This is a genomic window from Zhongshania sp. R06B22, assembly GCF_040892595.1.
GTDB classification, from domain to species: domain Bacteria; phylum Pseudomonadota; class Gammaproteobacteria; order Pseudomonadales; family Spongiibacteraceae; genus Spongiibacter; species Spongiibacter arctica.
This window is the reverse complement of record NZ_JBFRYB010000001.1, coordinates 2131410-2155352: the sequence shown is the minus strand read 5'-3', so window position 1 is coordinate 2155352 and position 23943 is coordinate 2131410. Positions and strand designations below refer to the sequence as shown.

The following is a 23943-nucleotide window of genomic DNA, read 5'->3' as shown; positions in this document are numbered from 1 at the left end:
TATTGCTTGAACTGGCCGTTTAATTTCAGGCATTGCTAATGTCTCGTCTTATAGCGGTCCGGCTCCATTATTGGGCGCGGGTTGTGCAGATGGAGAGTTAGGCTGCGCGGCTTGAGGCGGCTTGGCTATCCCTTTCTTGGCGCGCTCCAACTCCTTTTCCACCGAATTAATCATGGCCGACCAGCCTTCAATTAACGCATCGTTAGCACTTTCTATCAAGCCACCCAAGGAGTTTTGCTGAATTTTATCAATCTCGCCTTTGGCACTATCAATACGCGCCTCAATACTATTAAGTCGCGCCGACAAGTCCATTAACTGGACATTCAAGCCTTGGCGGTAGGCTTGTTGATCCCGATACTGCCAGTATTCAAAGCCAGCCAAGGCTAGAAAAATCACTGCCGCGAGCAAAACACCAAGTGACGATTTCATTTTTCACTCCCACCTCAGACAAACACACAAAAAATTAGAGCTTGTTAGCTAAAGACATTACTATGCTATGACAAGGAAACATAGGCTTCAATTTTACTGTACAACAGCGAATAAGCACCGCTCTTTCAGCTTCGGGATACTATCAAAAAAATGAAACTGCAGTTACTCCTTACCGGCAATGAACTGATGGCCGGCGATACTATAGATTCCAACTCAGCCATGATCGCAGAGCTCATCACCAACTACGGCTGGCGTATTGACAGAAAAACCACCGTAGGTGATGACCTCCCCTTACTTGAAAATCAAATTCGCGACTTGGCTAGCGACTCCGACGTCCTTATTATAAACGGCGGCCTCGGCCCCACTGTAGATGATATGACCTCACTCGCACTGGCAAACGCTACAGGAAACGTTATCACCGAGCACCCTGATGCTCTCACCCATTTAACCCAGTGGTGCGAGCAACGAGGTTTTCGCTTAAATGCCGCCAATCTTAAGCAAACCATGCTGCCCAAGGGCTGCAGTATTATTGCCAATGCCCGAGGCAGTGCGGTGGGCATAAAACTTAAAATCGGCAGTTGTCTTGTGCTCGCCACGCCCGGGGTACCCAGTGAATTACGTACCATGATGAGGGATGAAATTATCCCGCTGCTAGACGCCCAATTTGCCTCTGACTACATCCAAACTCAGCGTTTAGCTGTTTTCGGACTCGGTGAGTCGTCCATCCAAGAAAAGGTTAATACGCGTTATCCCGATTGGCCAGACGATGTTGAACTTGGCTTTCGCGCTTCCATGCCGGTACTCGAGGTAAAGCTCACAACCCGAGGCCAAAATGCCGGCGAGAAGATCAATGAATGGCGCGGCAAGATTATCGAATTAATAGATGACCACCTGCTTGGCGATATGCCCTTAAGCCTGGCGCAGGCGGTTATTGCCGCCGCCAAGGCAAAAAATCTAAGCATTGGCACGGCAGAATCATGCACCGGCGGACGAATCGCCGCCGAACTCACCGGCGTCGCGGGCTCATCCACGGTATTTCCCGGAGGTATTGTTAGCTATTCCAACGCCATAAAGCAGCAACTTTTGGCGGTGTCAGAATCGAGTTTGGCTAGTGACGGCGCAGTTAGTGAAGTGGTTGTAAGGCAAATGGCACAGGGCGCACTGCTCGCGTTAGGCAGTGACTTAGTGGTTGCCGTCACCGGCATTGCCGGACCCGATGGTGGCAGTGAGGATAAACCGGTAGGCACGGTCTGGATTGCCTGGGGCAGCCAAGACGACCTCAGAGTTAAAAAATTCTTCTTGCCCGTGGACCGCAGTTTATTTCAAACCTTAGTTACAGCCCTAGGCTTAGATTTACTTCGCCGCCATATACTAGATATACCAGGCTTACCGGAACTCATGACGCGCCGCAAGGCCTAGTAGATCTAAGCTAGCACACTGATTGGCTTTAGGCTTTAGCTGCGAGAGCGTCATCAAGCCACTGCAGCAGCATTTGATACGCGCCGTTAATCATCGCTACAGCCTCGTCGTCACTTACGCCCTTGGGCTCTGCCCGGCCGTACCAGTCGACACGGCTGCGAGCGCCGTCGAGCTCGGTCACTTTTGCATTGGCTGAGTAATCGCTGACAGGCATAGGGACACCGCGCGGAATATTGTATGAAAAACTCATGGTCGATGTATCTTGCGCAGTCAAAACCTCATCGATTGGATCCATGCCTTTGATATGCAAACGCCGCGTCATACCAACACCGCTACCAAGTAATTCAATTTTGTCTATTCCCGGCGCCCAGCTGAGGTCACCAAAGTCTTGCAACAAAGCCCAAACCTTGGCGGCGGGAACGTTAAATTCTCGAGCTAAATGGGTTTCTACCATAATAGTTACTGCCTCATCATTATCATTATATCGGGCATGATGCCCCATCAATAAAAATCTAACCTCACCCGAACGGCCTAGCCTCTATAAACTTTTAGCAATATAAACAATCGCTAATTGGCGCCCTCTTTAAAGACTGTTACTCTTTAATCAAGTAACAAACCATTAACGTAAAACTGCATAATAATAATGCAGCCCCCGTCCGGAACAACATTATGAAGGCTTCATCTGCCACACCTGTACTGCTCTTCAGTATGGATTCAGATCAATTTTGGGCTGCGCCAACAACAACCGGAGGCTTAAAAGCCTATTACCAAAAATACGGCATTTGCAGTGATCAATACCAGATTGAGCTGGTCCATTTCAAAGATGAAACCGCCATCACCGATTGGCAAACATCTTGGCAAGAAATCTATTTGCCAGCGATAAAAGAAGCTCTTAAAAACGGCCAGCAAGCGGTGATCGGGTTCAGCATGTACACATGGAATGCCGCTGAATTTCTCGACCTTATTCATCAGATTAAATCTGAATGCCCTGACGTGCTTTGTATCGCGGGTGGCCCACACGTACAGCAGGCTGAAGACTATCTGGGTGAAGATCCTATCGATATTATTATTCTTGGTGAGGGTGAAACAACATTTAAAGAAATTTTAGATGGCCCGACCCCCGATAACTGGCCGTCGATCAACGGCATCGCCTATTTAGAAAACGGCAGCATTAAAAAAACGCCTGAGCGCCAACGCAGAAAATTCCTAGACGAACTACCGTCGCCGCTGGACGCCATTGAACTAAGCGATGCCAATGGCAAGCCACTTTATGACTCCATATCCTATGAAACCAGTCGCGGCTGCCCCTTCAAGTGCGCATTCTGTGAATGGGGAACCGGTGCTATTGGCTCTAAAATGTATCAGTTTTCAATGGACAGAGTTCGCAGTGATTGGCATAGAATCGTCGACGCAGGTATAAAAGATATATGGCTCGCCGATTCAAACTTCGGCGCCCTCAAAGAAGATTTAGAAAAAGCTCAGCTGATTTGTGAGCTAAAGGAAAAAACCGGACTACCCAGCAGCTTTGCCACCTCGTGGTCAAAAAAGCATAGCCCACGGGTGCAGGAAATTGTTCTGTTATTGCATAACAATGGATTACTGCCTCATTACCAATTAGCACTTCAAACACTCACGCCCTTGGCTCTTGAACTTAGTAATCGACAGAATATGGCAGCGAATAAATATGAGCCAATTGCTCGTCAAATGGCAGCGGAGGGAGTACCTATTGCAGCGGAGCTTATTTGGGGACTTCCCGGTGACAACCTTGCTGATTTCGAAAACAATTTAGACCAGTTACTGAAGACCTTCCCCAACCTCAATATCTTCGCCTACACCTTACTGCCAGGCACGGAATTTTATCGAAAACGCGAAGAATACAAAATTGAAACTATTCCAGTTGCGGGTTACGGCAAGGCAAAGGGAGAGTATGTTGTTGCCTGTCACACCTTTAACCGCGATGAAGGTATTGAAGGGTATTTCCTCATTACCGCCCACATTCTTTTTGCTCATGGCCACCTTATTCCGCTAACCATTCGCTATCTAGCATTGCACGACGGTATCACTACGGCGCCACTGCTAAGGGCATTGCTACGAGCGGTTTGCGCAGAGTATCAAAGTGACATGCCTAGCCTTACGCTACAAGAGCGTATGACCGTCTATGAAAACAGAGCGACGATCTTCACCACTATATTAAAAGACCCACAGCGCCTTTATGGCTTGCTAGAATCAGAAATCATTGATTATCTAGAGCGCAGCGGCAACACATCTTTAACCGCAGCAAGCCGCCGGGTTCTCGCCCTAGATCACGCCTTATCGCCACGTTGTGGCGACGCGACGGAAATCGACTATGAGTTTAATTTCGATGCTATGAGTAGCAAGGCGGCGCTGGATTGTCTGAGCGTACCAAGCGTCGAGGATCTAAGCACGCAGATCAGTCAAACGCTTTGTATCAAGAGTCCAGGCGGTGTTGGCAGCATCTTAAAAGACCCTGACGGAGGCGCATGGCTCCGAGGGGAAATTCAACACCGACAGCCGGATATTCAGGCTGTACGTATTGTTCACCCCAACGTGAAACCGGCGCAACCGATGCAGTAAGGCCTGAACAAAATCAGCCAAGCGCCGCTCGAATTTTAACTGCCGTAGCGGCAAGCGCATCGTTGTCAGCGCGTTTTGCGTTGCCAATATTTGCATCGGCCATATCGTTGATGGGCACCAAATGAATATGGGTATGCGGGACTTCCAAGCCAATAATCATCATGCTGACGCGCTGGCAGGGAAAAACTTTTTTCAAGCCTTTTGCCAACATTTGCGACACTGTCATTAAATGAACTGCCAATTCCGCTGGCAGATCATCCCAGTGATCGATCTCCTCTTTTGGAATAAGCAATAGATGTCCTTCCTGGATCGGTTCAATCGTTAAAATTGCAAGCGCATGCTCATCTTCCCAAACTCGGTGTCCGGGTAGCTCGCCCTGAATGATTTTCGTGAAGATACTGCTCATTGTGCCTCCGTGGATTTATAAATAGCATCAATTTCATTAAATATACTTCGTAGACTTTGCTCTACCGCCGCGCGCCCGCTCAGCTGATACTTAGCCCCCACACTCGCCCAGCTTTCGCTAAACAATAACACTGACAACGCCAATTCAGCACCCGAAATAGCGCGCAAATCAACACCACAGCATATACGCATTAAGCTGGCAGCGACCTGCTCAAAAATCAATTCAGCCTTGCAATAGCGCTGCATCTGGCGCAGATCCGCAGCCGACATCTCATTATGCCGTGAGCCGCTAGCAAGGATCTGCACAAGTGTATCCGCGCTAATTTTCGAATGCACATGCCGCACCGTCAAAGGTAAATCATCCAACAGTCGCTGCTGCATTTGATTAAAATTCATATCCACATTTGACTGCAGCGCTTTGGCAACGATAAGTGAATAAGCCCCACTCGATGTATCTCTGCGACTTCCCAGCCACAATGGTAGAAAATCATTCCGCCGCCAAAACTGGACCACCTCTGCAGACGCCGCAAAACTCGATGACAGATAGGCGCCACCCATGCGGCGACTATGCTCCTCTGCCGCCGCCAGTAAGCGGCTAGCTATACCTTGCCGACGTAGCTCTGCCGCTACGGCAATACGGTTCACTCGAAAACTCACACAGCGAGCATAAGCAGCCTCTGCATTAATATGAGCGAGTCGCTGGGCTACCAAGTGGCCTTTTGGCCGGCGTTGGCCGGAAACAACTGCGGCGCTTAGATCATCGCTCAATCCACCCTCTGGCAATAATTGGCAGACGCCGATAACGCCGTCATCACTTTCAGCAACAATCACTACGCAAGATGAATCTATTAAATACTGCAGGTCGCGGGGCGACGTTTGATAATGAGCTTGCACCAGCAGGCCAAACACTTGGCTCAGAATGGCTTCCTGCATAAAATCATCTCGCTTAAGCACCCGCAAATGAACGGAACTCGATTCGCGAGGTTTACTGACTTCTGCACCCAATAAGAAAGCCTCGTATAGCCACCGCTCTAGTGGATCATCCCCTGCCCAGCGCACCGGCTCCCGCAATTCAACACGACGCCATTGGGGACGCTCGCGGTCTAAAATATCTTTGAAGCGCGTATCAAAGCCTCTACCACTGCCTTCATAGCCATGTACTGTGGTAGAAAACACAATTCGTGGCTGGGTTTGCAATAGCTCATGCAAAATTCCAACAGGGAGTGTCGCAGCTTCATCAACGAGCACTAAATCCCAATGTGCTGTCGCGCCAAGTTCGGTTGCCGGTAAAAACATTAGCTCGCAGTCACGAAAGTGGAATCCGGCTTCGCTAAGCTCCCCATCAGGCAACAGCAGTTCCACTTGCCGAAACGCAGCTTCAACTGCACCGATATTCGGCGCGGTAATCGCGACTCGCCGACACAAGCCATTCTGAAACAAGTCTGCGACGGCGATGCCGAGGGATGACGTTTTACCTCTACCGCGATCAGAGCGAATCACCAGCGGCCGCTTAGCTCTGCCGCTAGCTACCCTAATAATTGCATCCACTGCAGCCCGCTGATCGGGGGTCGGCAGCGAAGGCTGCCAAGGTTGCAGCACAGCGGGCAATTGAGACCGAAAGGCTCTACTCGCTAATGACCGCTGGCTAAACCCGTAAACACCCGAACGATCTGCGACCTTAGACAAAATACGCTTTAGAAAAAATGACTCAGCATCATCCTGCCCCGCATCGGATTTACTCTGAAAATAGCGCGGCCATTGATCGAATTCTGGGCAAAGAACAATCAGTAGCCCGCCAGCAAGCACGGTACCCGCTGCCGCCAACCACTCATCAACAGACTGTACCGAGTACGCATCGATAATAACGGTACTAAATTCTCTGCCTAAGTATTGCTTTGCGGGTTTAGGCGACAGGCCGGCAATAGCCTTATCTGCCAGTAACAAACATTCCTCATTACCCAGACCTAGCGATCCGAGCTGAGTTTGGCCCCAAGAGGGCTCTCCGCCAAAAAACAATAAATACCGATGGCCGTTGTGTTTACCGACAAGGCCAAGCTGCTGAACAAACCCACACAACTCAGCATGTATCATCGCCGCGACACACTCATGGTTTAGTAGACGGATATACCGGCGCTTCCGGCATAAGGAGATGAAGAATGACGCGGTCATCATTCTCATAAATCGCAGCGGCTTCTGCCCCAGCGTAGTGTTCTGCCAAGGTGATTAGACGTTTTTTAATATCAGCAGCACTAATAAAAGCAACCATAATACCAGCGTCAATAAAGCCTTCTAAACGGTACAATAAAGCTGGCGGAATATCCAAGCCCTCAGCTTGATCGCTGAAAAAAGTGGTCAGCCTGGTCTCCAACTCCGCCAGATAATGCTCAGGCACTGTCACGTCGAGCCCCTTTCCTTTTGAACCAGTACCCAGGGTGCAACGACGACCGCCCATACCTCACAATCTTCAGCTAACCAGTTAAGAGCGACTTCTTCAGTGGCTATTTTTAACTGCTCGTCCTTCATCCATGCTGAGACTGCCGCGGCATCATCATTTGCCACAGCAGCTGCCGCAGCAATAAGATCTACGTCTGGCCCGACTACTAACACTGCTCCCTGAGCATAAAACCGCTGTAAATCCTTCCACGGAATTCGAGACGTTTCGCGGTTTAATTTTAACAATAGGTCTGAAGATTCGTCTAAGATCACGCAAATACCTTATTCATTTTTATCACAACAGATAGCAACATAATGAGTCCATATTTAAAAAAGATGACCACATTACGCTACTTTAGACTGGGCCACTTGATGTCCCACGGCGATTGACAGTTTAACAATACTGGCTGCAAGGCTCCATCCGCAAAAGCCTCTCCATCGTGGGGAATACACAGGTATCGCCTTTCGCTACCCCGAAAGTGAAAGCGCAAGGCCATTGCATGCAAGTACATTCGATCGCTGTCTTGGGTACTTGGTCCATAACGGCGATCGCCCAATATAGGAACCCCGAGACTTTTCATTACCACCCGCAACTGATGTGTTTTGCCGGTATGGGGTTTCAGTAAATATGCCCGCCGCCCATCTTGTATGGCAAAACTAAAGAACTGAGTTGTCGATGGGTTGCTTCGCGTTCGGCTAAGTAAGTAGCTACCACTGCGGCTCTTCTTTATATCGCCAACAACCATACCCTGCTTTTTGATAGGTTTGCCATCAGCGAGCGCGAAATAGAATTTCTCTACCTCTCTAGTTGCGAATAATCGACCAAACTCAGCCGCCGCAAGAGGGTTTTTTGCGATTAACAGCAAGCCCGAGGTCGCATCATCAAGACGGTGCACCAAATGCAGGCTCTCGCCAGGAAAGTCAGCGTGCAATACGTCAATCAAGCTCTGGGCATGCTGATTACGATGTAAATTAACACCCGCGGCTTTATCTACGACAAGGTAGTCCTCGTTATCTTCTATGATTTTATACCGCAGATATCGATCATTACTTATCAAACTTTTAATCAACTCGGTTTTTCTTAACACTATCAGTGTTTTTCAGAAGTAGCTCACGCAATACATCGATTTCTCTTAGTAATTGTTTATCCGCGCCCGTAAATTCCATTTGCAAAACTAAATTTTCAAATTCATCCTGATCACCGCAGTGTGCGTGCACATCAAGTAACTGCATTTTAAGACTAATATCATCGTTGCTGGCGATATCACGCTCTAAAATCTGCCGCGCTCCCACATAATCCCCCATGGCCATACACGCTGAGGCGCGCGCCAAGGAGTCCTTAGCTTGGACAGCGGCCGAAGCCGACCAACTCTCATCAAAGTCAGGAATATCAAGCGACAAGAATGCCGCCTCATCATTCAAACCACCTCGCTGCATCAAAGCGTCTTCATCTAAATCTGCAAAAAAATCGTCATCAATATCAGCGAGACTGGCGCTACCGAGCTTGCCCTCTTGCAGGGACGCCCTATCATTCAGATCAACTTTGGTGTTGGTTTTTAGCCCATGAGCATCCGGCTCTGTCGCTTGTATAGCGGGTGTTAAGATCGTTTTTTGCGTGCTAACCGGGCTAGCTTCTAATGCAGTAAAAACATCCTCAAAATGATCCTGAACAAAGGCTCGATCCGCTTGTGCTTTAGCGGCTACCGCAGCATTAACATCTGCCAAGTCACCCCTTGAGATCAAATCATCGCCGTTCGAGACAGTGACCTCTCGGTCTTGCCTATAGCGAATTAGTAATAATAGACCACCAATAACCGGGGCCAGCCACCAGAGCCATGACCACGAACTCGATGTCGTGTTGGTGATCGCAACCGCAGAGAGCTCAACGTCGGGGGCTGCAGCTACGCGGCCTTTATCATTAGGTTCGGCACCAGCTGCAATGTCATTGTCTTCGCTAAGACTAGTATTCATCGACGTGCTGACTGCGGTGGGCTCGCCCACAACCACGCCGTCATCTTGCGCAAGATCCGCACTAGCCAAGCCATCTACCGACCCTACAGTCTCCGCGCTATCGAGGAGCTCGCCCAGTGGCGGTTCAAATGAGGCGGTATCTGATGCGGCGGGAGTATTTAAAATGGCAGCTTGCGATTGCAAAGTTTCAAGCTGCGTTTGTAGTGACAGTAATTTCTCGGTCATTAGCGCAATATTGGCAGAGACATCCGCAACCTGATTGCGAACATTACTTAAATTTTGCTGCAACAACTGGCCTTCAGTCATACCATTGCCAGCAGGCTCTAGAACTACGTCGGTTTCACGGCCGAGTACCCGGTTTTGCCTATCAGAACCTGGCGCTCCGGCAATGTCCGCAACCGCGCTGCGCACCTCTGGAACCGGTGCCTGCTGCAACTGGCTGTCAACAAACGCCTCTCCAGAGGTGCTGCCCCTTTCCAGGCTTTCAAACAAATCGAGGGTAACGCGCTCTTTTAATAAATTTTTATTACTGCGAATAAACGCGCTCGGATTATTACGAAAAAGTCGCGTCATCCACTCGTTGCTTGTTCCGCCCTTTGCCCGCGCCGCCCGCCTCGCAACACTCCATAAACTGTCACCGCGTATCGTGGTATAAAACGCAGTGTCGGCGCTGATAGTTTGCTGCTTATCTGTTGCGGGACGATTTACCGAGCGAGGACTCAATCCTGGGGTAACACTGATATCGGTCTGTCCGTTCAGGCGTGCCGGGCTAGCGATGGTCGAAGGAGTATTACTGATAGCTACCGTGTTTAAGTTGGCAGTGTTAACAGAGACCGCGCTCAGGCTTTCAGGCAAATCCAGCAGGAACGTATAAGCTCGACTTAATTGTCCGCCAGGCCAACGTATATTTACCATAAAATGGAGATAGGGCTCATCGACAGGCTTGCTGCTGCGCAAGTAGATAGTACCCCGACCCTCTTCCCCCACTTCGCCGACAGCAGAGAGATTACGGGTATCCACACTAGCTACTTCGGCACCCGTACCGGGGTCAGTCACAGGCTTCAGCGTGACCCGCACCTGTTCGCTACCGATGCCTTCAGCACCAAAAATAGGAATTCGGGCAAACAAAGGTTCGCCAAGCTTTGAATCCAGATTTGCCGCACCCAAGCCCAGGGCCATCGCATCTCTAGCCATGAGCACCGCCACACATAACGGAAGCATGGCAGGTAGTTTGCCGAATCCCATAATATAACTCTCTAATTTCTTAGCATTTTGAGGAAAGGCTCAAACAACGTGAATAAAAGCCTCGCGGCGCAAACAAACAGTGACTATGGTCCATTAAACGCCCGCAAATAGGCGAAAACAATCCCAAATTTGAGCTACACCTTTCAAATATAGCCTAATATCGCAACTAGACCACCCTTGTGTATAAGTTGTACAAGCAAAACTAGGCTAGCGTAAAGTTTTCCCCAATTAAGGTGAATAAGCTTGTGGATAAGCATGTACATAAGAGCCTAAGACAGGGTTCATGGTGCACGGGTGAATTAGCCTGATTTTTAACCAAACTGTCATATTATTTTTGTTTTTTCCATGACTTCTCTAAAAACGACAAAATCAGAATAATGAAGACCATCACAATAGCCGCACACCAATAAGGATAACTCGGTGAAATACGGTATAGAGCGCCGCCGACTAAAGGTCCGAACATAAATCCCAGGCCAGCAATCGCGCCTATTAACCCCGCTAAGCTACCCTGCTCGTGTGACTCTACCGCCATTGTTGCACTTGCGGTGAAAGAAGGTCCTGTCAACCCCATACCAAATCCAAACAAAGCCATAGAAAGGTAGAGCATCCACAAGGCGCTAGCGTTAGCCAATAGGACATATGACAACAACATAAACGGCAAACCAAACCGCAATAAGCGCATCGGCAAGCCACTATAACGTCGTACGACTAGAAACTGAGCCCCCAGAATAGCAACTGACGACACCACCATCGCACTTGAAAATAACTGCGCAGCGCGAACGCCATCCACGGCTAAGATATCCTGAAAATAAAATCCTAAAGTTTGCTGTACCATTCCCAGCAGGCTAAAAATAGCAAAGCCAACCGCCATGAATAAGCGATACCGCGGATCAAAGTAGGATAACTTTAGCTGCTTCTTTCCGCTGGTATTTGAAACTGGAATAGACGGTAAATACCGCCACACCAAAATACCGACAATGAGTGACACCCCGGCTTGAATATAAAGTGGCGCCAGATAATTGATACTCACAAACCACGCTAATGCGGGTCCGAGCATCACCCCAAGCTGATTAAATGCCTGGAGCTTACCCATGCCTTTGGTACGTTCATGCACTGAGGTTACGTCTACCATATACGCTGCTGCTGCAGGATGAGTCGGCGACATCACTACAGCATGAAACGCACGACTGATGATTAGGCAGCTAAACAGCGCTGTGCCCATCATTACCCCTGACAAACCCAAGTAGGCAACGCCATTGAACGTTAAAGTACCAATGACATAACCAAATAAACCCATAATAATGAGTGGTTTTCGTCCCCAACGATCACTGAGCCGCCCCCATATGGGAGCGGCAATAAAAAAAGCGAATGCTGTCAAGGCAGATAAAGACGTAATTGCCATCTCTCGAGGCTCAATCACAATGTCGGAAAAAGGCAGCTGGAACACCAGCAAATCAAGATGCAGTTCTCGCCCTAGCATGGGTAAAATGGCAAACACGACCGTTTGCCCCATGCCGACACTCATCATGGCAAGGTAAAGGCTAAACATGGCCTTAAAACCAGGTTTGGCAACCGTTGTTGCAGAATCACTCACTTACCAACACCCCCTCAGGCGTAAAAAATCGCTAGAACTAGCTGTATAAATTTGGCCTAAAACAGATATCAAACCCAAGTGCGCACAGGAATATTCCGTGAGTGAACTCGCATATATTATTGCTATTACTGTGAATTTTTAGAGACTAGCGAGTGATAGTTTAACACGGCAAAACACTGCAATTGGACAAGACGCGGTATCCAACTGAAATCTCGTCATGATTGTTTTGTAGAGAAGCTCAACAACATCCTCTTAGTATTGCCGCTGTATCTCAATAGTAAGCTTCTTTAACAGGGTATTGTTACAAATCTGCGCTCTTGCAAAAAGGTCCTATACGTTTATTAAGATAATACTTTAACCCCCAGCTTCCAAAGCCGATTTATATCTTGGCATACCATCGCGACAATATAATTACGCAATAAATAAAAAATCCTTTAACAATAAGTGAAGCGCCACTCCATAAAAATCACCTAACTATCGGTATACTTATAAATACCAGACAAAAAAGACAGGCTTAAACTGATGAACAATGCAAACCCCAGCCCCCCGTTAGTTCAACGCTGGCTGAATAGGCTTGAGGTAATTGGCAACCGCCTGCCCAATCCGGTGCTGTTATTCATCTATCTTTGTATTGGTATTATTGCGATATCGGCTATAGCCGATTTTTTTACGATCTCTGCCGTGCATCCTGTCACCAATGAAATCATTCCTGCTAAGTCATTGCTCAGCAGCGACGGTGTCAAATGGATGGTGGCCAATACGGTTGGCAACTTTATTCATTTTGCTCCGGTTGGCTCAGTGTTGGTTGCGATTTTAGGTATTGCGGTTGCAGAGGATTCTGGCTTGCTGGGTCACACTCTTCAGCGCCTGGCCGCTAAGGCACCACCACGCTTACTAAGCAGTTTTGTGGTATTTGCTGGAGTCATGTCTAGCATCGGCTTTGACTCCGGATACGTTGTACTGATCCCGCTAGCCGCACTGATTTTTCGCGCTGCTGGTCGATCTCCCCTGGCGGGTATAGCTGCGGCTTTTGCTGGTGTTTCTGGAGGCTATAGCGCGAACTTATTACTTGGACCTGTGGATGCGATCCTCTCGGGTATCAGCACCGAAGCCATTGCCTTGGTCGCTCCCGACCGTCAAGTCTTAACCAGCGCGAATTATTACTTCACCGCAGTTTCAACAGTGTTTATTACCGTCATCGGCGCATGGGTTAACGAAAAGATTGTCGAGCCAAGGCTATCTAAACCAACGACAGCCTCTGAGGAATCAAGCGAAAAGCTGCTTAATGATAGCCCCGCATTGAAGGCCGCGATGCGAAGAGTAAGCTTGTTTAGCATTGCCTTTATCGGACTCTTACTGTGGCTGGTCATTCCTGACAGTGGGCTACTCCGTAACCCAGATCCCAATGGCCTGGCAGCCCTACCTTTACTCAATGGAATTGTGATATTTATCGCGCTTTACGCCACCATTAGCGGTTTAATATTTGGCTACACCACTGGAAAATATCAACGTCATCAAGACTGGATCGCGGGCATGGAGACTGGGATTAGTACCTTATCAGGCTACATGGTATTGATGTTTTTCGCCGCCCAGTTTGTCAATTATTTTAACTGGACCGGCCTGGGCGCGATATCCGCCATCAATGGCGCAAACTGGCTTGCAGGACTGGAGTTGTCAAAAATCAGCTTGTTACTAGGGTTTATAGTTATTAGCGCCAGCATCAATCTATTAATCGGAAGCGCTTCGGCTAAATGGGCCTTGATGGCACCTATTTTTATTCCAATGTTATTTTTACTGGGAGTAGACCCTGAATCAGCGCAGATGGCGTATCGAATTGGCGACTCAAGCACCAATATTATTACCCCCTTGATGCCCTACTTTGGTGTTGTGGTGGCCTTTATGCAAAGCCACGACAAATCTGCGGGAATGGGTACCCTAATCGCATTGATGCTGCCCTACTCAGTCATATTTTTTATTAGCTGGTCGCTGCTACTCAGTATATGGTTAGCAGCAGGTTTCCCCTTGGGGCCAGGCTAACATTTGATTCTAGCAAGCCTCAGCGCAGCCATGAATGAGGCTTAGCCCTCTTGCACGGTCGCTGTCATTTCATCAATATTAACATGGCGAACGTTCGCACCTTTGACCAAGTAAATAACGTGCTCGGCGATATTACGAGCGTGGTCGCCCACTCTCTCTAATGACCGTAAAGCCCACATAACTTGCAGTACAGAGGTAATGGTACGCGGGTCTTCAATCATGTAAGTCACTAAGCTGCGCATTGCCGTGCCGTATTCTAGATCGACGGCCTTATCTTCTTCAGCAACTTCCAAGGCCAAATCAATATCAAGGCGCGCAAAAGAATCCAGCGCATTTCTCACCATGCCCGACACATGATCACCAATATGCCTAATTTCCAAAACGCTACGTGGTAGACCACCAAGCTCGGCTAATTTAATGGCGCTATCCGCCACCTTACTAGCCTCGTCACCCATACGCTCAAGATCGCTTAAAATCTTGCTGATTGACAATACCAGCCGCAAGTCGCTCGCCGCAGGCTGACGACGCGCCAAGATAATTGTGCACTCTTCGTCAATCGCAACTTCTAGGCTGTTAACGAGCTTGTCGCCCTGCTTCACGTCTGACGCTAAGCCCGTATCCAGATTCATAAATGCATTGGTTGCATCGGCAACCTGCTTTTCGACTAAGCCGCCCATCTCCAGCATCCGAGTCTTAATATCATCTAACTCGGTATTGAACTGCTGCGAAATATGATGCGTATGTGATATTTTTTCTTTCATAAGTCATCTCTCAAAATCTGTCACCAAACCTTAACCATAGCGACCGGTAATGTAATCTTCGGTTTGCTTGTTACTGGGGTTTGTAAAAAGAATATCTGTGTTACCAAACTCAATTAGCTTACCCATATACATAAACGCCGTATAGTCAGACACACGCGCCGCTTGCTGCATATTGTGGGTAACAATCACAATCGTATACTTATCTTTTAGCTCGTAGATCAGCTCTTCAATTTTAAGTGTTGATATAGGATCTAAGGCCGATGCCGGCTCGTCCAACAATAATACTTCCGGCTCTACCGCAATGGTGCGCGCAATAACTAAGCGCTGTTGCTGACCACCGGATATACCCAGCGCATTGTCATGCAAACGGTCTTTAACTTCATCCCACAGCGCTGCACCGCGCAAGGATCGTTCGACGACTTCATCGATTACGCGTTTCTTATTAATGCCCTGGATCCGCAAGCCGTACGCTACATTTTCATAAATAGATTTTGGGAAGGGATTCGGTTTTTGAAATACCATACCAACCCGACGCCGCAAGGTCGCAACATCTACACGCTTATCGTAAATATTCGACCCATCCAAGGAAATGCTTCCGTCTACCTTACAGCTATCTACCAGATCATTCATACGATTAAAACAGCGTAGTAAGGTCGACTTACCACAGCCGCTAGGCCCAATAAAGGCGGTGACTTTTTTACGTGGAACAACCATATTAATGTCGAATAAGGCCTGTTTCTCACCGTAATACAAATCAATATTGTCTACGGTTAAGGTAATATCTTCGTCATGGATAGTCTGTTCCACACGATTTCGTCCCATTGATTCCATATTGATAGCGTGCGCCTTTGCCGTTGATTTGTCACTCGTCATAAATTTCGCTGCCTTATGCTTCAAGTAGTCCGCGCTTACATTTCCAGTGATTTATATTTATCACGTAAACGGTTGCGCAAGGCCACCGCACTTAAATTAAGCAAGGCAATAATAACAACTAGTAACAAGGCCGTGGCGTATACCAACGGTCTTGCCGCCTCCACATTCGGACTTTGAAAACCAACGTCGTAAATATGAAAGCCCAGGTGCATAAACTTCTGATCTAGATGGAAATAAGGGAAATTCCCATTTACAGGTAATGATGGTGCCAGTTTTACTACACCCACTAACATTAAAGGTGCGACCTCACCTGCCGCTCGCGCCACAGCCAATATCAATCCCGTCATCATGGCTGGACTGGCCATGGGTAATACTATCCGCCACAGAGTCTCAGCCTTGGTTGCGCCTAGTGCGAGACTACCCTCACGTAAGTTCATAGGGATACGCGCCAAGCCTTCTTCGGTCGCAACAATAACCACAGGCAAAGTTAACAGTGCCAGTGTTACCGATGCCCATAATAAGCCCGGCGTACCAAAAGTCGGAGCTGGCAGGGACTCAGGAAAAAAGGCTTTATCCACCTCTCCACCCAGGAAATAGATAAAAAAGCCAAGCCCGAAAACGCCGTAAACAATGGAGGGGACACCGGCCAAATTATTTACGGCAATACGAACTGTTCGTGTCATTAGCCCCTGTTTGGCATACTCACGCAAATATACTGCCGCAACGACCCCAAACGGTGTCACCAGTACCGACATAATCAGCACCATAATAACCGTGCCGAATATGGCTGGAAATATACCACCTTCGGTGTTGGCCTCTCGGGGTTCATCACTTAAGAACTCCCAAAATTTATCGCCATAAAAACCTATTTTTTGAATCAGGCTCATGCTGTTAGGCTGATAAGCATGCACCACTGTAGAAATACGTTGCTCTTTTATCTGTCCAGATGCCGTCGCCATCGTGAAACTGTCCCGATGCCACTGCCGGTACAAATCTGCAAGCTGACCTTGTGCAAGCTTATACTCCAGATCTAACTCAGCGCGCTCGGCCGCCATATCGGCTTGCATCTGTAGACGACGATCTTCCGGCACTGCAGTATCAAGCTCTAAACCGCGCTCTTTTATACGCAGTCGTTCGATACGATAATTGATTGTGCCAATATCTTTTTTCTCTATTTTTTTAATTTGCTGATGAATCTTAGTTGCTCGCTTCACTCGCGATTGAAATTCATCCCAAGCATCACCATTGTCAGTGCTCGCAACAAGCACACCATTTTCTTTAACATTTTGCAGAAAACCATAAAAATTGCCCCATTCACGCCGTTCAATAACAACCGCGTCCTCTGGGTAACTAATATCATTTAAATAGCGAGTGATCACCCATTTAAAATCCGCGCCACTGACGTCACGATTACCTAACTTCACTAACTGCCGTTCAACGAAGGCATCGTCAGTGTCGATCTTAAATCCAGCGCTCAATAACTGCTCAATAGGCACCGCTTCTGATTCAATCTGTTCGGCCAAAACCGCTACTGACGTTTCACTCGGCAGATCATATTGGGCCTGCATTACAGATGCTGGCCAGAAATGTCCCAAACCGCGAACAGCTAATAACAGGAGCAAGCCGATAACAGCCAAGGTGCTTACTGTTACCGCGGCGGCATTCATCCAAATCATAGGCTCGCCGCGCTTACACCACTCTTTAAACCCTTGCTTGTTATCATCGTGCAATGACATGACTTAACTTCCCGTTTTTCTTACTCTGGCGAACCAGTAAATTCAGTAACACGCAATTAAAGATTCCCATATCGCATACGTAAACGTTGGCGCACTATTTCTGCAACGGTATTGACTGCAAAGGTAAACATGAACAAGACAAATGCCGCTAAAAACAGTACCCGATAATGGGAGCTGTCTACTTCGGTTTCCCCAATTTCAACGGCAATATTTGCCGCCAAAGTCCGCATTCCCTCGAAGATATTCGCATCCATAATTGGCGTATTACCGGTTGCCATCAATACAATCATAGTTTCGCCCACGGCTCTGCCCATGCCAATCATCAAGGCCGAAAAAATACCAGGGCTGGCGGTAGGTATCACCACGCCAACTAAGCTTTGCCATGGCGTTGCACCCAGGGCTAAAGATCCATAACTAAGATGCTTGGGCACCGAAAAAATCGCATCTTCAGCAATCGAAAAAATAGTTGGAATAACCGCAAAGCCCATTGCGATACCAACCACTAAGGCATTACGCTGATCAAAAGAAACCCCAATATCGTTGGTCAACCACGCACGCATATCGCCACCAAAAAAGGCACGTTCTATTGGTGCGCTAAGCTCTACACACCCCAACACCACTGCCAGCACCAAAGGAACAAGCAGCAGCGGATGCCAACCGTCTGGAACCCGACTACGGAAGGAGGACGGCAATTGTGACCACGACCAGGCGAACACTAAAATACCGACGGGAAGAAAAACAAAGAGCGAGAATATCGCCGGTAAATTTTTCTCAATAAACGGTGCAAGCCACAAACCCGCGAGAAACCCCAAAATAACAGTCGGCAAGGCTTCCATTAATTCGATTAAGGGCTTGGTCTTGCGACGCAGCGCCGGCGCCATAAAGTAGGCGGTATAAATAGCGCCACAGATTGCCAGTGGTGCGGCAATCAGCATCGCATAGAATGCGGCTTTTAATGTGCCGAAGGCCAAGGGAGCAAAACTATATTTTGGTTCGAAATCATTATTAGATGCTGACGACTGCCAAACGTAGTCCGGCTCGGGATAGCTCTCATACCAAACTTTGCTCCACAAGGCTGTCCACGACAATTCAGGGTGTTCATTGTGCAAGGCAAAGCTTGCAAGTTCGCCCTCACTATTTTCCACTAAAATTTTGTCGGCACGCGGCGAAATTGCCATCGCGCGAATTGCTCCAACATCGAGATCCTCGCTCAATAATCGCCGATGCGACGTGGTGTAAAACAAATCGAGCCTGCCTTGGTCATCGACGCTCACAAAGCCTTTGCGACGATGTTCAGTCACCAAGACAGCACTGCCACCGTCGGGAATATCGAACTGTCGAACCGGCTGCAGCTTATAGCCAGACTCGCGCTCCTTGTCTCTTACAACAAACCACTGGCCCACCGCGCCATGGTCGCTAGCAACCAATAAAGAAATACCACCTAACAAAAATCGCGCCTGACTCAGTTTACCGCTATCAAAAAGATAGCCTCGATCCGTAATCGTCTGCTCTGGCAGATCGATTAAGCGAAAACCACCGTCAGCGGCCAATACATAAAGCCATTGCTGGCCAGGACCAATTAGCACCCGGCTGGGGATAATATCCAAATCAGGTAGTGACACATCTTCTTCACTTAAGGTGACTTCCTCGCTGAGAAAGTCCTCTTCCTTAACCCAACGGCGCCCCAATAATTGGCCGTCCGTAACACCAATTATCATTAAAGCGTCATCGCTATCGCTGATTGCAACCTGCTCAAGCGGGCGCCCTGCAGACAATAGAAAGGCCTTGTCACCATAAGGGAAGCGGAGCACGGGAGTAATAAGGCGCTCACCGTCTGGGTAGCTAGTTCGGTAGTCATGCTTGGCAATGAGCACTTTGCCGTCGCTCAAACCCAGTGCAAAAATACGACTCTCTTCGGACTCCAGTGCAAAACTGAGAATATCCGCCCCCTTCAAGGGCAACTTCGCTTCAGATAGTAAGTTACCATCGCTTAAGCGAAAAAATTCTGCGTCACCGTTACCTCCAAGCCGAAAACTAATTTCGGCTTGCTCTTCCATCGCAAGATACAAGGCAGGGGCAATGCTATTGGTCTGGAACTGGGTTTCTGACTCAATCGATGCAGGCTGAAACAAGGGCATGATTTCGTAAAGAAGATAGAAAAAGATGAGCAATATTGCGAGCAATACACCGACGCCGCCAGCAGTGATGGTTGCTGTAGCTATACCATCTTTCACTTGACGCCACTTGCGATAGGCGGAAGCGGTAGCTCGTACCTCGGATTGACTCATTTTTTCTAGCTCTCGGAAAACTCAAAAATACAATATGGCCATTCTTTTACGCTCTAATGACTGCTGCTGGGCTAAAAAATCCAAACCTATAATTGACGGGTTCTTGATCACCAGCACAGTTAACTTATAGCGCGAGCTTAGCCCTAATTTTCTCGGCAACACCGGCCGGCAGGGGAATGTAGCCATCTTTAACAACAACTTCTTGCCCCTGCTTAGATAGCACTAGCTTCACAAATTCACGCTCTAAAGGCGCCAGTGGCTGGTTGGGCACTTTGTTTACGTAAACATACAAGAAACGTGACAGCGGATACCTACCCGCCGTCGCATTATCTGCGTTAGCTTCTACAAAACCGCTTTTATTATCTTTTGCGAGCGGAATGGCACGTACGCTGGAGGTCTTGTAACCGATGCCAGAATAACCAATACCATTAATTGATGTGGACACAGATTGCACCACAGATGCCGACCCCGGCTGTTCATTCACGCCGTTCTTAAAATCACCTTTGCACAGTGCTTTTTCTTTAAAGTACCCGTAAGTACCAGACACCGAGTTACGACCAAACATTTGAATATCGCGCGCCGTCCATGCATCGCGCATTCCTAAACCACCCCAGGTGTCGACATTATCGGCGTGACCACATTTATGGGTACTAGAAAATACCGCATCCACCTGCGCCATTGTCATCCCGCTAATCGGGTTATCTTTATGTACAAAAATAGCCAATGCATCAATCGCCACCGGAATAGCTGTTGGCTTGTAACCGTATCTTATTTCAAAGGACTCAATTTCCTTATCTTTCATTTTGCGGCTCATCGGTCCAATATTCGACGTAGCCTCGGTCAAAGCTGGCGGCGCCGTTGACGAACCCGCGGCTTGAATTTGAACATTAACATTGGGATAGAAGCGCTTGAAATCTTCGCCCCATAAAGTCATCAGATTTGCCAGCGTATCAGAACCTACACTAGACAGATTACCGGACACTCCCGAGGCGGTAACATAGTCTGGAAGCGCGGCATCAACTTCTGTCAACGCCACAGCAGTCATCGACGTTAACACCACAACGCTGCCAGCCAAATATTGTTTAATGTTCACACACCCACTCCCAAACTCATCAATTACTTCCACGCAGCCACTCTATAGCCCAATTATGACAAGTTTGTGACGGCTAAAAGGGAAAAATACACTTTTATTACAAGGAGACTGGCACCGCAGCCGACCTAGGGAAGACACAACTAAACACACTACCTTTATCTGGTACGCTGCGAATACGTAATTCGGCGCGATGCCTAATTAATACGTGTTTAACAATCGCTAAACCAAGCCCCGTGCCGCCGGTATCTATAGAGCGGCTTTGATCAACACGATAAAAGCGCTCAGTAAGGCGCGGAATATATTGTGGCTCTATACCTATACCCGTGTCTTCCACTTCGAAATAGGCGTGGTCATCATCCTGATACCAACGCAGAGTGATCGTATCGTTTTCCGAAGTGTAGCGAGCAGCGTTGACTGCTAAGTTTGAAAACGCACTACGTAATTCATTAGCATTGCCGCTGATCGCAATAGTGTCGTCACATTCAATAACAACTCGACGAGCGCCTTTTGCGGCTAACTCACACTCCTCTCTAATCATCTCCATTAAGGATCGCAGTCGAATAACCGCGTCGTCACCCGCCTTCGGCAACGCCTCTAGACGCGACAGCAGCATTAGATCCTGAATCAGCATATGCATACGCCGAGACTGCTGTAGCATCTGACTTACCGCGCGATCCCAACGCGGGTTGTCGCCACCGTGGTCTGCGAACGTTTCAAGATAACCATTTATCACTGTAAGCGGGGTACGCAGCTCATGAGAAACATTGGCAACGAAATCTTTGCGCATCTGTTCCAAGCGCTGTGTTCTTGTCACGTCACGGGCAAATAGCAAACGGTTGCGCTGACCAAAGAAGCTCAAGCTAATGCTAAGACTCAAATTACCATTAACCGGCGACATCATTTCTAAAGGCGCTTGATAATGCTCACCCTCAAAATAACGCAAAAACACCGGGCTTCTAATAAGATTAATCAGTTGGCGGCCAGTATCATCAGCCTTCCGCAAGCCCAGCAAGTCATGGGCGGAGTCATTACACCACTCGATATTGCCCAACGAGTCTAGCATCACGACGGCATCTGACATTGAAGCAAATGACGAGTGAAGGTAGTCAATCATCGCACGTAATTTTGCGGTATTCTGCGTTGCATCGCGCTGCATATCATAAATAACATCAAGAACCTGCCCCCACATACCCATTGCCTCCGGAGGCTCTTTGTCTGCACCGCTGTAGAGCCAGTCTGACAGGTGCTGCAGATTCCTTAACAACCATGCACACGCTAGTAGCGCCGCGACAAATAACGGCCAAATTCCCAAACCATAGATTTCGCATGCCCCAGCCACCGCCGTAATAGGTAGACTGATGCGCAATAATTCTGTCTTCCAGTTGTAGTAACGCATTAATTACTTTCGCTAGGCGCGGACACCGGTGGTAGAAAAGCGGTAACCCGTGCCTCTCACTGTTTGGATTAACAAACCGCAATCGCGCTCTTCTGTTTGCAAGGCTTTGCGAAGGCGACGGATGTGCACATCGACGGTACGCTCTTCAACGTAAACATTACTCCCCCAAACTTGATCGAGTAATTGCCCGCGGCTATAAGCACGTTCTTGGTGGGTCATAAAAAACTTCAACAATCTGAACTCTGTTGGCCCCATTTCCAAAGGCTGGGTGTCGACAAAGACGCGATGGCTGCCAGGGTCCAATTTTAAGCCGCCGACCTCTATCGTCTCTTCCTCTTCACGACTGCTCGAACGTCGCATTATGGCCTTAATTCTTGCCATCAGCTCCCGTGAGGAAAATGGTTTGGTGATGTAATCATCGGCACCAACATCTAAACCTTGTACCCGATTGTCTTCATCATCTTTAGCAGTGAGCATAATGACTAATTGATCACGCGTGAGCTGATCTCTGCGTAAACGACGCAACAACTCCAAACCGCTGGTAACAGGCATCATCCAATCTAGGAGCACTAAATCTGGGCGCTGATCAACGATAATACCGTGTGCATCCTGTGCATTACTTGCCTCCAGGCACTCATAGCCGGCTAGTTCAAGCCCAACACGGATCATTTCCCGAATTGCAGCCTCGTCGTCGACAATCAGTATGGTGGTCGCTGTCATCCCTCTACCCTTTTTGAAAAATATTTGTAAGCAGCATTAAAACGACATTTGGTGACAATTTTATGACAAGCAGCTTTTCTGTGGATTAATCAAACACCACGGTCTTATTACCAAGCACAAGTACACGATCTTCCAAATGGTTTCGCAGCGCCCGTGCCAACACCGATTTTTCTACGTCTTTGCCGAGCCTAACTAGGTCGTCTTTGCTGTGCCTATGTGACACTCTGATGACATCCTGTTCAATAATCGGGCCTTCATCAAGCTGCTCCGTCACATAATGACAGGTTGCGCCGATGAGCTTCACGCCTCGATCAAAAGCCTTCTGATAGGGGTTTGCGCCGATAAATGACGGTAAAAAACTGTGATGGATATTAATCATTCGGCCCGTGTATTCGCGGCAAAACTCAGGCTGAATAATTTGCATATAGCGCGCTAAGACAACGCAATCAGCCTTATAATCGCCGGTCAGCGCCATGATACGAGCGTGCGCGGGGGCTTTATTATCGGCATCTATCGCAACGTATTCGAAGGGAATACCATGCCACTCCACCATGCTCCGCAGGTTTTCGTGATTAGATATCACACAGGGAATATCGCAATCCAACTCACCGCTGTGCCAGCGATGTAAGATATCTGCAATGCAATGAGAGGCGTGACTGGCCAAGATGACCACTTTGCGCTTCACCGAAGAATCCACCAACTCCCACTGCATACCGTACTCTGCGGCGATCGGTGCGAAGGCCGAACGACAGGCGTCCACCCCCATACGCAGCGAGTCGGCGCGAATCTCGTTGCGCATAAAAAACCAGTTGTTCTCGGCGTCTGCGTGGTAGTTTGCCTCGGTTAGCCAACCACCTTGATCAGCGACAAACTGGCTAACTCGCGCCACAATCCCAACCCGGTCTGGGCAGCTAATTACCAAACGATAAGTGTGATCCATGAAACCTG

20 protein-coding genes are annotated in these 23943 nt (G+C 48.3%); 3 read left to right on the top strand and 17 right to left on the bottom strand.

All coding sequences use genetic code 11. From position 1 onward, the window contains the following. Positions 1-48 precede the first annotated feature (48 nt). Positions 49-429, bottom strand: a complete 381-nt coding sequence (locus AB4875_RS09770) for a hypothetical protein (RefSeq protein ID WP_368375876.1) — start codon at positions 427-429, stop codon at positions 49-51. Between the two features lie 150 nt (positions 430-579). On the opposite strand from AB4875_RS09770, the gene AB4875_RS09765 reads away from it, so the two are divergent. Further along, entirely contained in the window at positions 580-1848 is a 1269-nt protein-coding gene (locus AB4875_RS09765) for a CinA family nicotinamide mononucleotide deamidase-related protein (protein WP_368375875.1), read from the top strand. Positions 1849-1876: 28 nt separating this feature from the next. Here AB4875_RS09765 and AB4875_RS09760 read toward each other — a convergent pair whose 3' ends face one another. Next, positions 1877-2302: an SRPBCC family protein gene (locus AB4875_RS09760; protein ID WP_368375874.1), complete on the bottom strand. Its 426-nt coding sequence runs from the start codon at positions 2300-2302 to the stop codon at positions 1877-1879. Positions 2303-2517: 215 nt separating this feature from the next. On the opposite strand from AB4875_RS09760, the gene AB4875_RS09755 reads away from it, so the two are divergent. After that, complete coding sequence (locus AB4875_RS09755; protein ID WP_368375873.1) at positions 2518-4443, top strand: B12-binding domain-containing radical SAM protein; 1926 nt, start codon at positions 2518-2520, stop codon at positions 4441-4443. A 13-nt stretch (positions 4444-4456) separates the two neighbouring features. Here AB4875_RS09755 and AB4875_RS09750 read toward each other — a convergent pair whose 3' ends face one another. The 7 genes from AB4875_RS09750 to AB4875_RS09720 form a co-directional block, all read right to left on the bottom strand. Then, the gene (locus tag AB4875_RS09750) at positions 4457-4849 is read right to left on the bottom strand and encodes an HIT family protein (protein ID WP_368375872.1); all 393 of its coding nucleotides are present in this window, start codon (positions 4847-4849) and stop codon (positions 4457-4459) included. After that, complete coding sequence (locus AB4875_RS09745; RefSeq protein ID WP_368375871.1) at positions 4846-6939, bottom strand: GNAT family N-acetyltransferase; 2094 nt, start codon at positions 6937-6939, stop codon at positions 4846-4848. Before AB4875_RS09745 ends, AB4875_RS09750 begins: the two co-directional genes overlap by 4 nt. A 13-nt stretch (positions 6940-6952) precedes the next feature. After that, the gene (locus AB4875_RS09740; RefSeq protein ID WP_368375870.1) at positions 6953-7246 is read right to left on the bottom strand and encodes a hypothetical protein; all 294 of its coding nucleotides are present in this window, start codon (positions 7244-7246) and stop codon (positions 6953-6955) included. Beyond that, the gene (locus AB4875_RS09735) at positions 7243-7554 is read right to left on the bottom strand and encodes a DUF2288 family protein (protein ID WP_368375869.1); all 312 of its coding nucleotides are present in this window, start codon (positions 7552-7554) and stop codon (positions 7243-7245) included. Before AB4875_RS09735 ends, AB4875_RS09740 begins: the two co-directional genes overlap by 4 nt. Positions 7555-7631: 77 nt before the next feature. Next, positions 7632-8351: a TIGR01621 family pseudouridine synthase gene (locus tag AB4875_RS09730; protein ID WP_368375868.1), complete on the bottom strand. Its 720-nt coding sequence runs from the start codon at positions 8349-8351 to the stop codon at positions 7632-7634. Continuing rightward, positions 8344-10497 (bottom strand): type IV pilus assembly protein FimV, encoded by a 2154-nt coding sequence (locus AB4875_RS09725; protein ID WP_368375867.1) that lies wholly within the window; start codon positions 10495-10497, stop codon positions 8344-8346. Before AB4875_RS09725 ends, AB4875_RS09730 begins: the two co-directional genes overlap by 8 nt. 328 nt (positions 10498-10825) lie before the next feature. Continuing rightward, positions 10826-12091 (bottom strand): MFS transporter, encoded by a 1266-nt coding sequence (locus tag AB4875_RS09720; protein ID WP_368375866.1) that lies wholly within the window; start codon positions 12089-12091, stop codon positions 10826-10828. Between the two features lie 522 nt (positions 12092-12613). Here AB4875_RS09720 and AB4875_RS09715 point away from each other — a divergent pair. Beyond that, complete coding sequence (locus AB4875_RS09715; RefSeq protein ID WP_368375865.1) at positions 12614-14128, top strand: AbgT family transporter; 1515 nt, start codon at positions 12614-12616, stop codon at positions 14126-14128. 41 nt (positions 14129-14169) lie between these two features. On the opposite strand, the gene phoU is transcribed toward AB4875_RS09715, so the two are convergent. From phoU to purU, 8 genes are all read right to left on the bottom strand, one after another. Next, positions 14170-14889 (bottom strand): phosphate signaling complex protein PhoU, encoded by a 720-nt coding sequence (gene phoU / locus AB4875_RS09710; RefSeq protein ID WP_368375864.1) that lies wholly within the window; start codon positions 14887-14889, stop codon positions 14170-14172. A gap of 30 nt (positions 14890-14919) precedes the next feature. Then, complete coding sequence (pstB, locus tag AB4875_RS09705; RefSeq protein ID WP_368377068.1) at positions 14920-15711, bottom strand: phosphate ABC transporter ATP-binding protein PstB; 792 nt, start codon at positions 15709-15711, stop codon at positions 14920-14922. Positions 15712-15797: 86 nt separating this feature from the next. Further along, a complete protein-coding gene (gene pstA, locus AB4875_RS09700; protein ID WP_368375863.1) occupies positions 15798-17498 on the bottom strand; it encodes a phosphate ABC transporter permease PstA in 1701 nt (566 codons plus the stop codon). Between the two features lie 56 nt (positions 17499-17554). Next, entirely contained in the window at positions 17555-19786 is a 2232-nt protein-coding gene (locus AB4875_RS09695; RefSeq protein WP_368375862.1) for an ABC transporter permease subunit, read from the bottom strand. Between the two features lie 124 nt (positions 19787-19910). Further along, entirely contained in the window at positions 19911-20879 is a 969-nt protein-coding gene (locus AB4875_RS09690) for a PstS family phosphate ABC transporter substrate-binding protein (RefSeq protein WP_368375861.1), read from the bottom strand. A 97-nt stretch (positions 20880-20976) separates the two neighbouring features. Then, positions 20977-22275 (bottom strand): phosphate regulon sensor histidine kinase PhoR, encoded by a 1299-nt coding sequence (gene phoR, locus AB4875_RS09685; protein ID WP_368375860.1) that lies wholly within the window; start codon positions 22273-22275, stop codon positions 20977-20979. A gap of 12 nt (positions 22276-22287) precedes the next feature. After that, the gene (gene phoB / locus AB4875_RS09680) at positions 22288-22995 is read right to left on the bottom strand and encodes a phosphate regulon transcriptional regulator PhoB (protein WP_368375859.1); all 708 of its coding nucleotides are present in this window, start codon (positions 22993-22995) and stop codon (positions 22288-22290) included. Between the two features lie 85 nt (positions 22996-23080). Further along, positions 23081-23935, bottom strand: coding sequence for a formyltetrahydrofolate deformylase (purU, locus tag AB4875_RS09675; protein WP_368375858.1), 855 nt, complete (start codon positions 23933-23935; stop codon positions 23081-23083). Between the last annotated feature and the right edge of the window lie 8 nt (positions 23936-23943).

What these genes read in the sequence shown, in the direction of transcription:
- AB4875_RS09725 (WP_368375867.1), bottom strand. Translation starts at nt 10,497, where the DNA reads ATGGGATTCGGCAAACTACCTGCCATGCTTCCGTTATGTGTGGCGGTG.
- AB4875_RS09760 (WP_368375874.1), bottom strand. Translation starts at nt 2,302, where the DNA reads ATGGTAGAAACCCATTTAGCTCGAGAATTTAACGTTCCCGCCGCCAAG.
- AB4875_RS09715 (WP_368375865.1), top strand. Translation starts at nt 12,614, where the DNA reads ATGAACAATGCAAACCCCAGCCCCCCGTTAGTTCAACGCTGGCTGAAT.
- pstB (WP_368377068.1), bottom strand. Translation starts at nt 15,711, where the DNA reads ATGGGACGAAATCGTGTGGAACAGACTATCCATGACGAAGATATTACC.
- AB4875_RS09765 (WP_368375875.1), top strand. Translation starts at nt 580, where the DNA reads ATGAAACTGCAGTTACTCCTTACCGGCAATGAACTGATGGCCGGCGAT.
- phoU (WP_368375864.1), bottom strand. Translation starts at nt 14,889, where the DNA reads ATGAAAGAAAAAATATCACATACGCATCATATTTCGCAGCAGTTCAAT.
- phoB (WP_368375859.1), bottom strand. Translation starts at nt 22,995, where the DNA reads ATGACAGCGACCACCATACTGATTGTCGACGACGAGGCTGCAATTCGG.
- AB4875_RS09745 (WP_368375871.1), bottom strand. Translation starts at nt 6,939, where the DNA reads ATGATACATGCTGAGTTGTGTGGGTTTGTTCAGCAGCTTGGCCTTGTC.
- AB4875_RS09770 (WP_368375876.1), bottom strand. Translation starts at nt 429, where the DNA reads ATGAAATCGTCACTTGGTGTTTTGCTCGCGGCAGTGATTTTTCTAGCC.
- AB4875_RS09695 (WP_368375862.1), bottom strand. Translation starts at nt 19,786, where the DNA reads ATGAGTCAATCCGAGGTACGAGCTACCGCTTCCGCCTATCGCAAGTGG.
- AB4875_RS09750 (WP_368375872.1), bottom strand. Translation starts at nt 4,849, where the DNA reads ATGAGCAGTATCTTCACGAAAATCATTCAGGGCGAGCTACCCGGACAC.
- pstA (WP_368375863.1), bottom strand. Translation starts at nt 17,498, where the DNA reads ATGTCATTGCACGATGATAACAAGCAAGGGTTTAAAGAGTGGTGTAAG.
- AB4875_RS09755 (WP_368375873.1), top strand. Translation starts at nt 2,518, where the DNA reads ATGAAGGCTTCATCTGCCACACCTGTACTGCTCTTCAGTATGGATTCA.
- purU (WP_368375858.1), bottom strand. Translation starts at nt 23,935, where the DNA reads ATGGATCACACTTATCGTTTGGTAATTAGCTGCCCAGACCGGGTTGGG.
- phoR (WP_368375860.1), bottom strand. Translation starts at nt 22,275, where the DNA reads ATGCGTTACTACAACTGGAAGACAGAATTATTGCGCATCAGTCTACCT.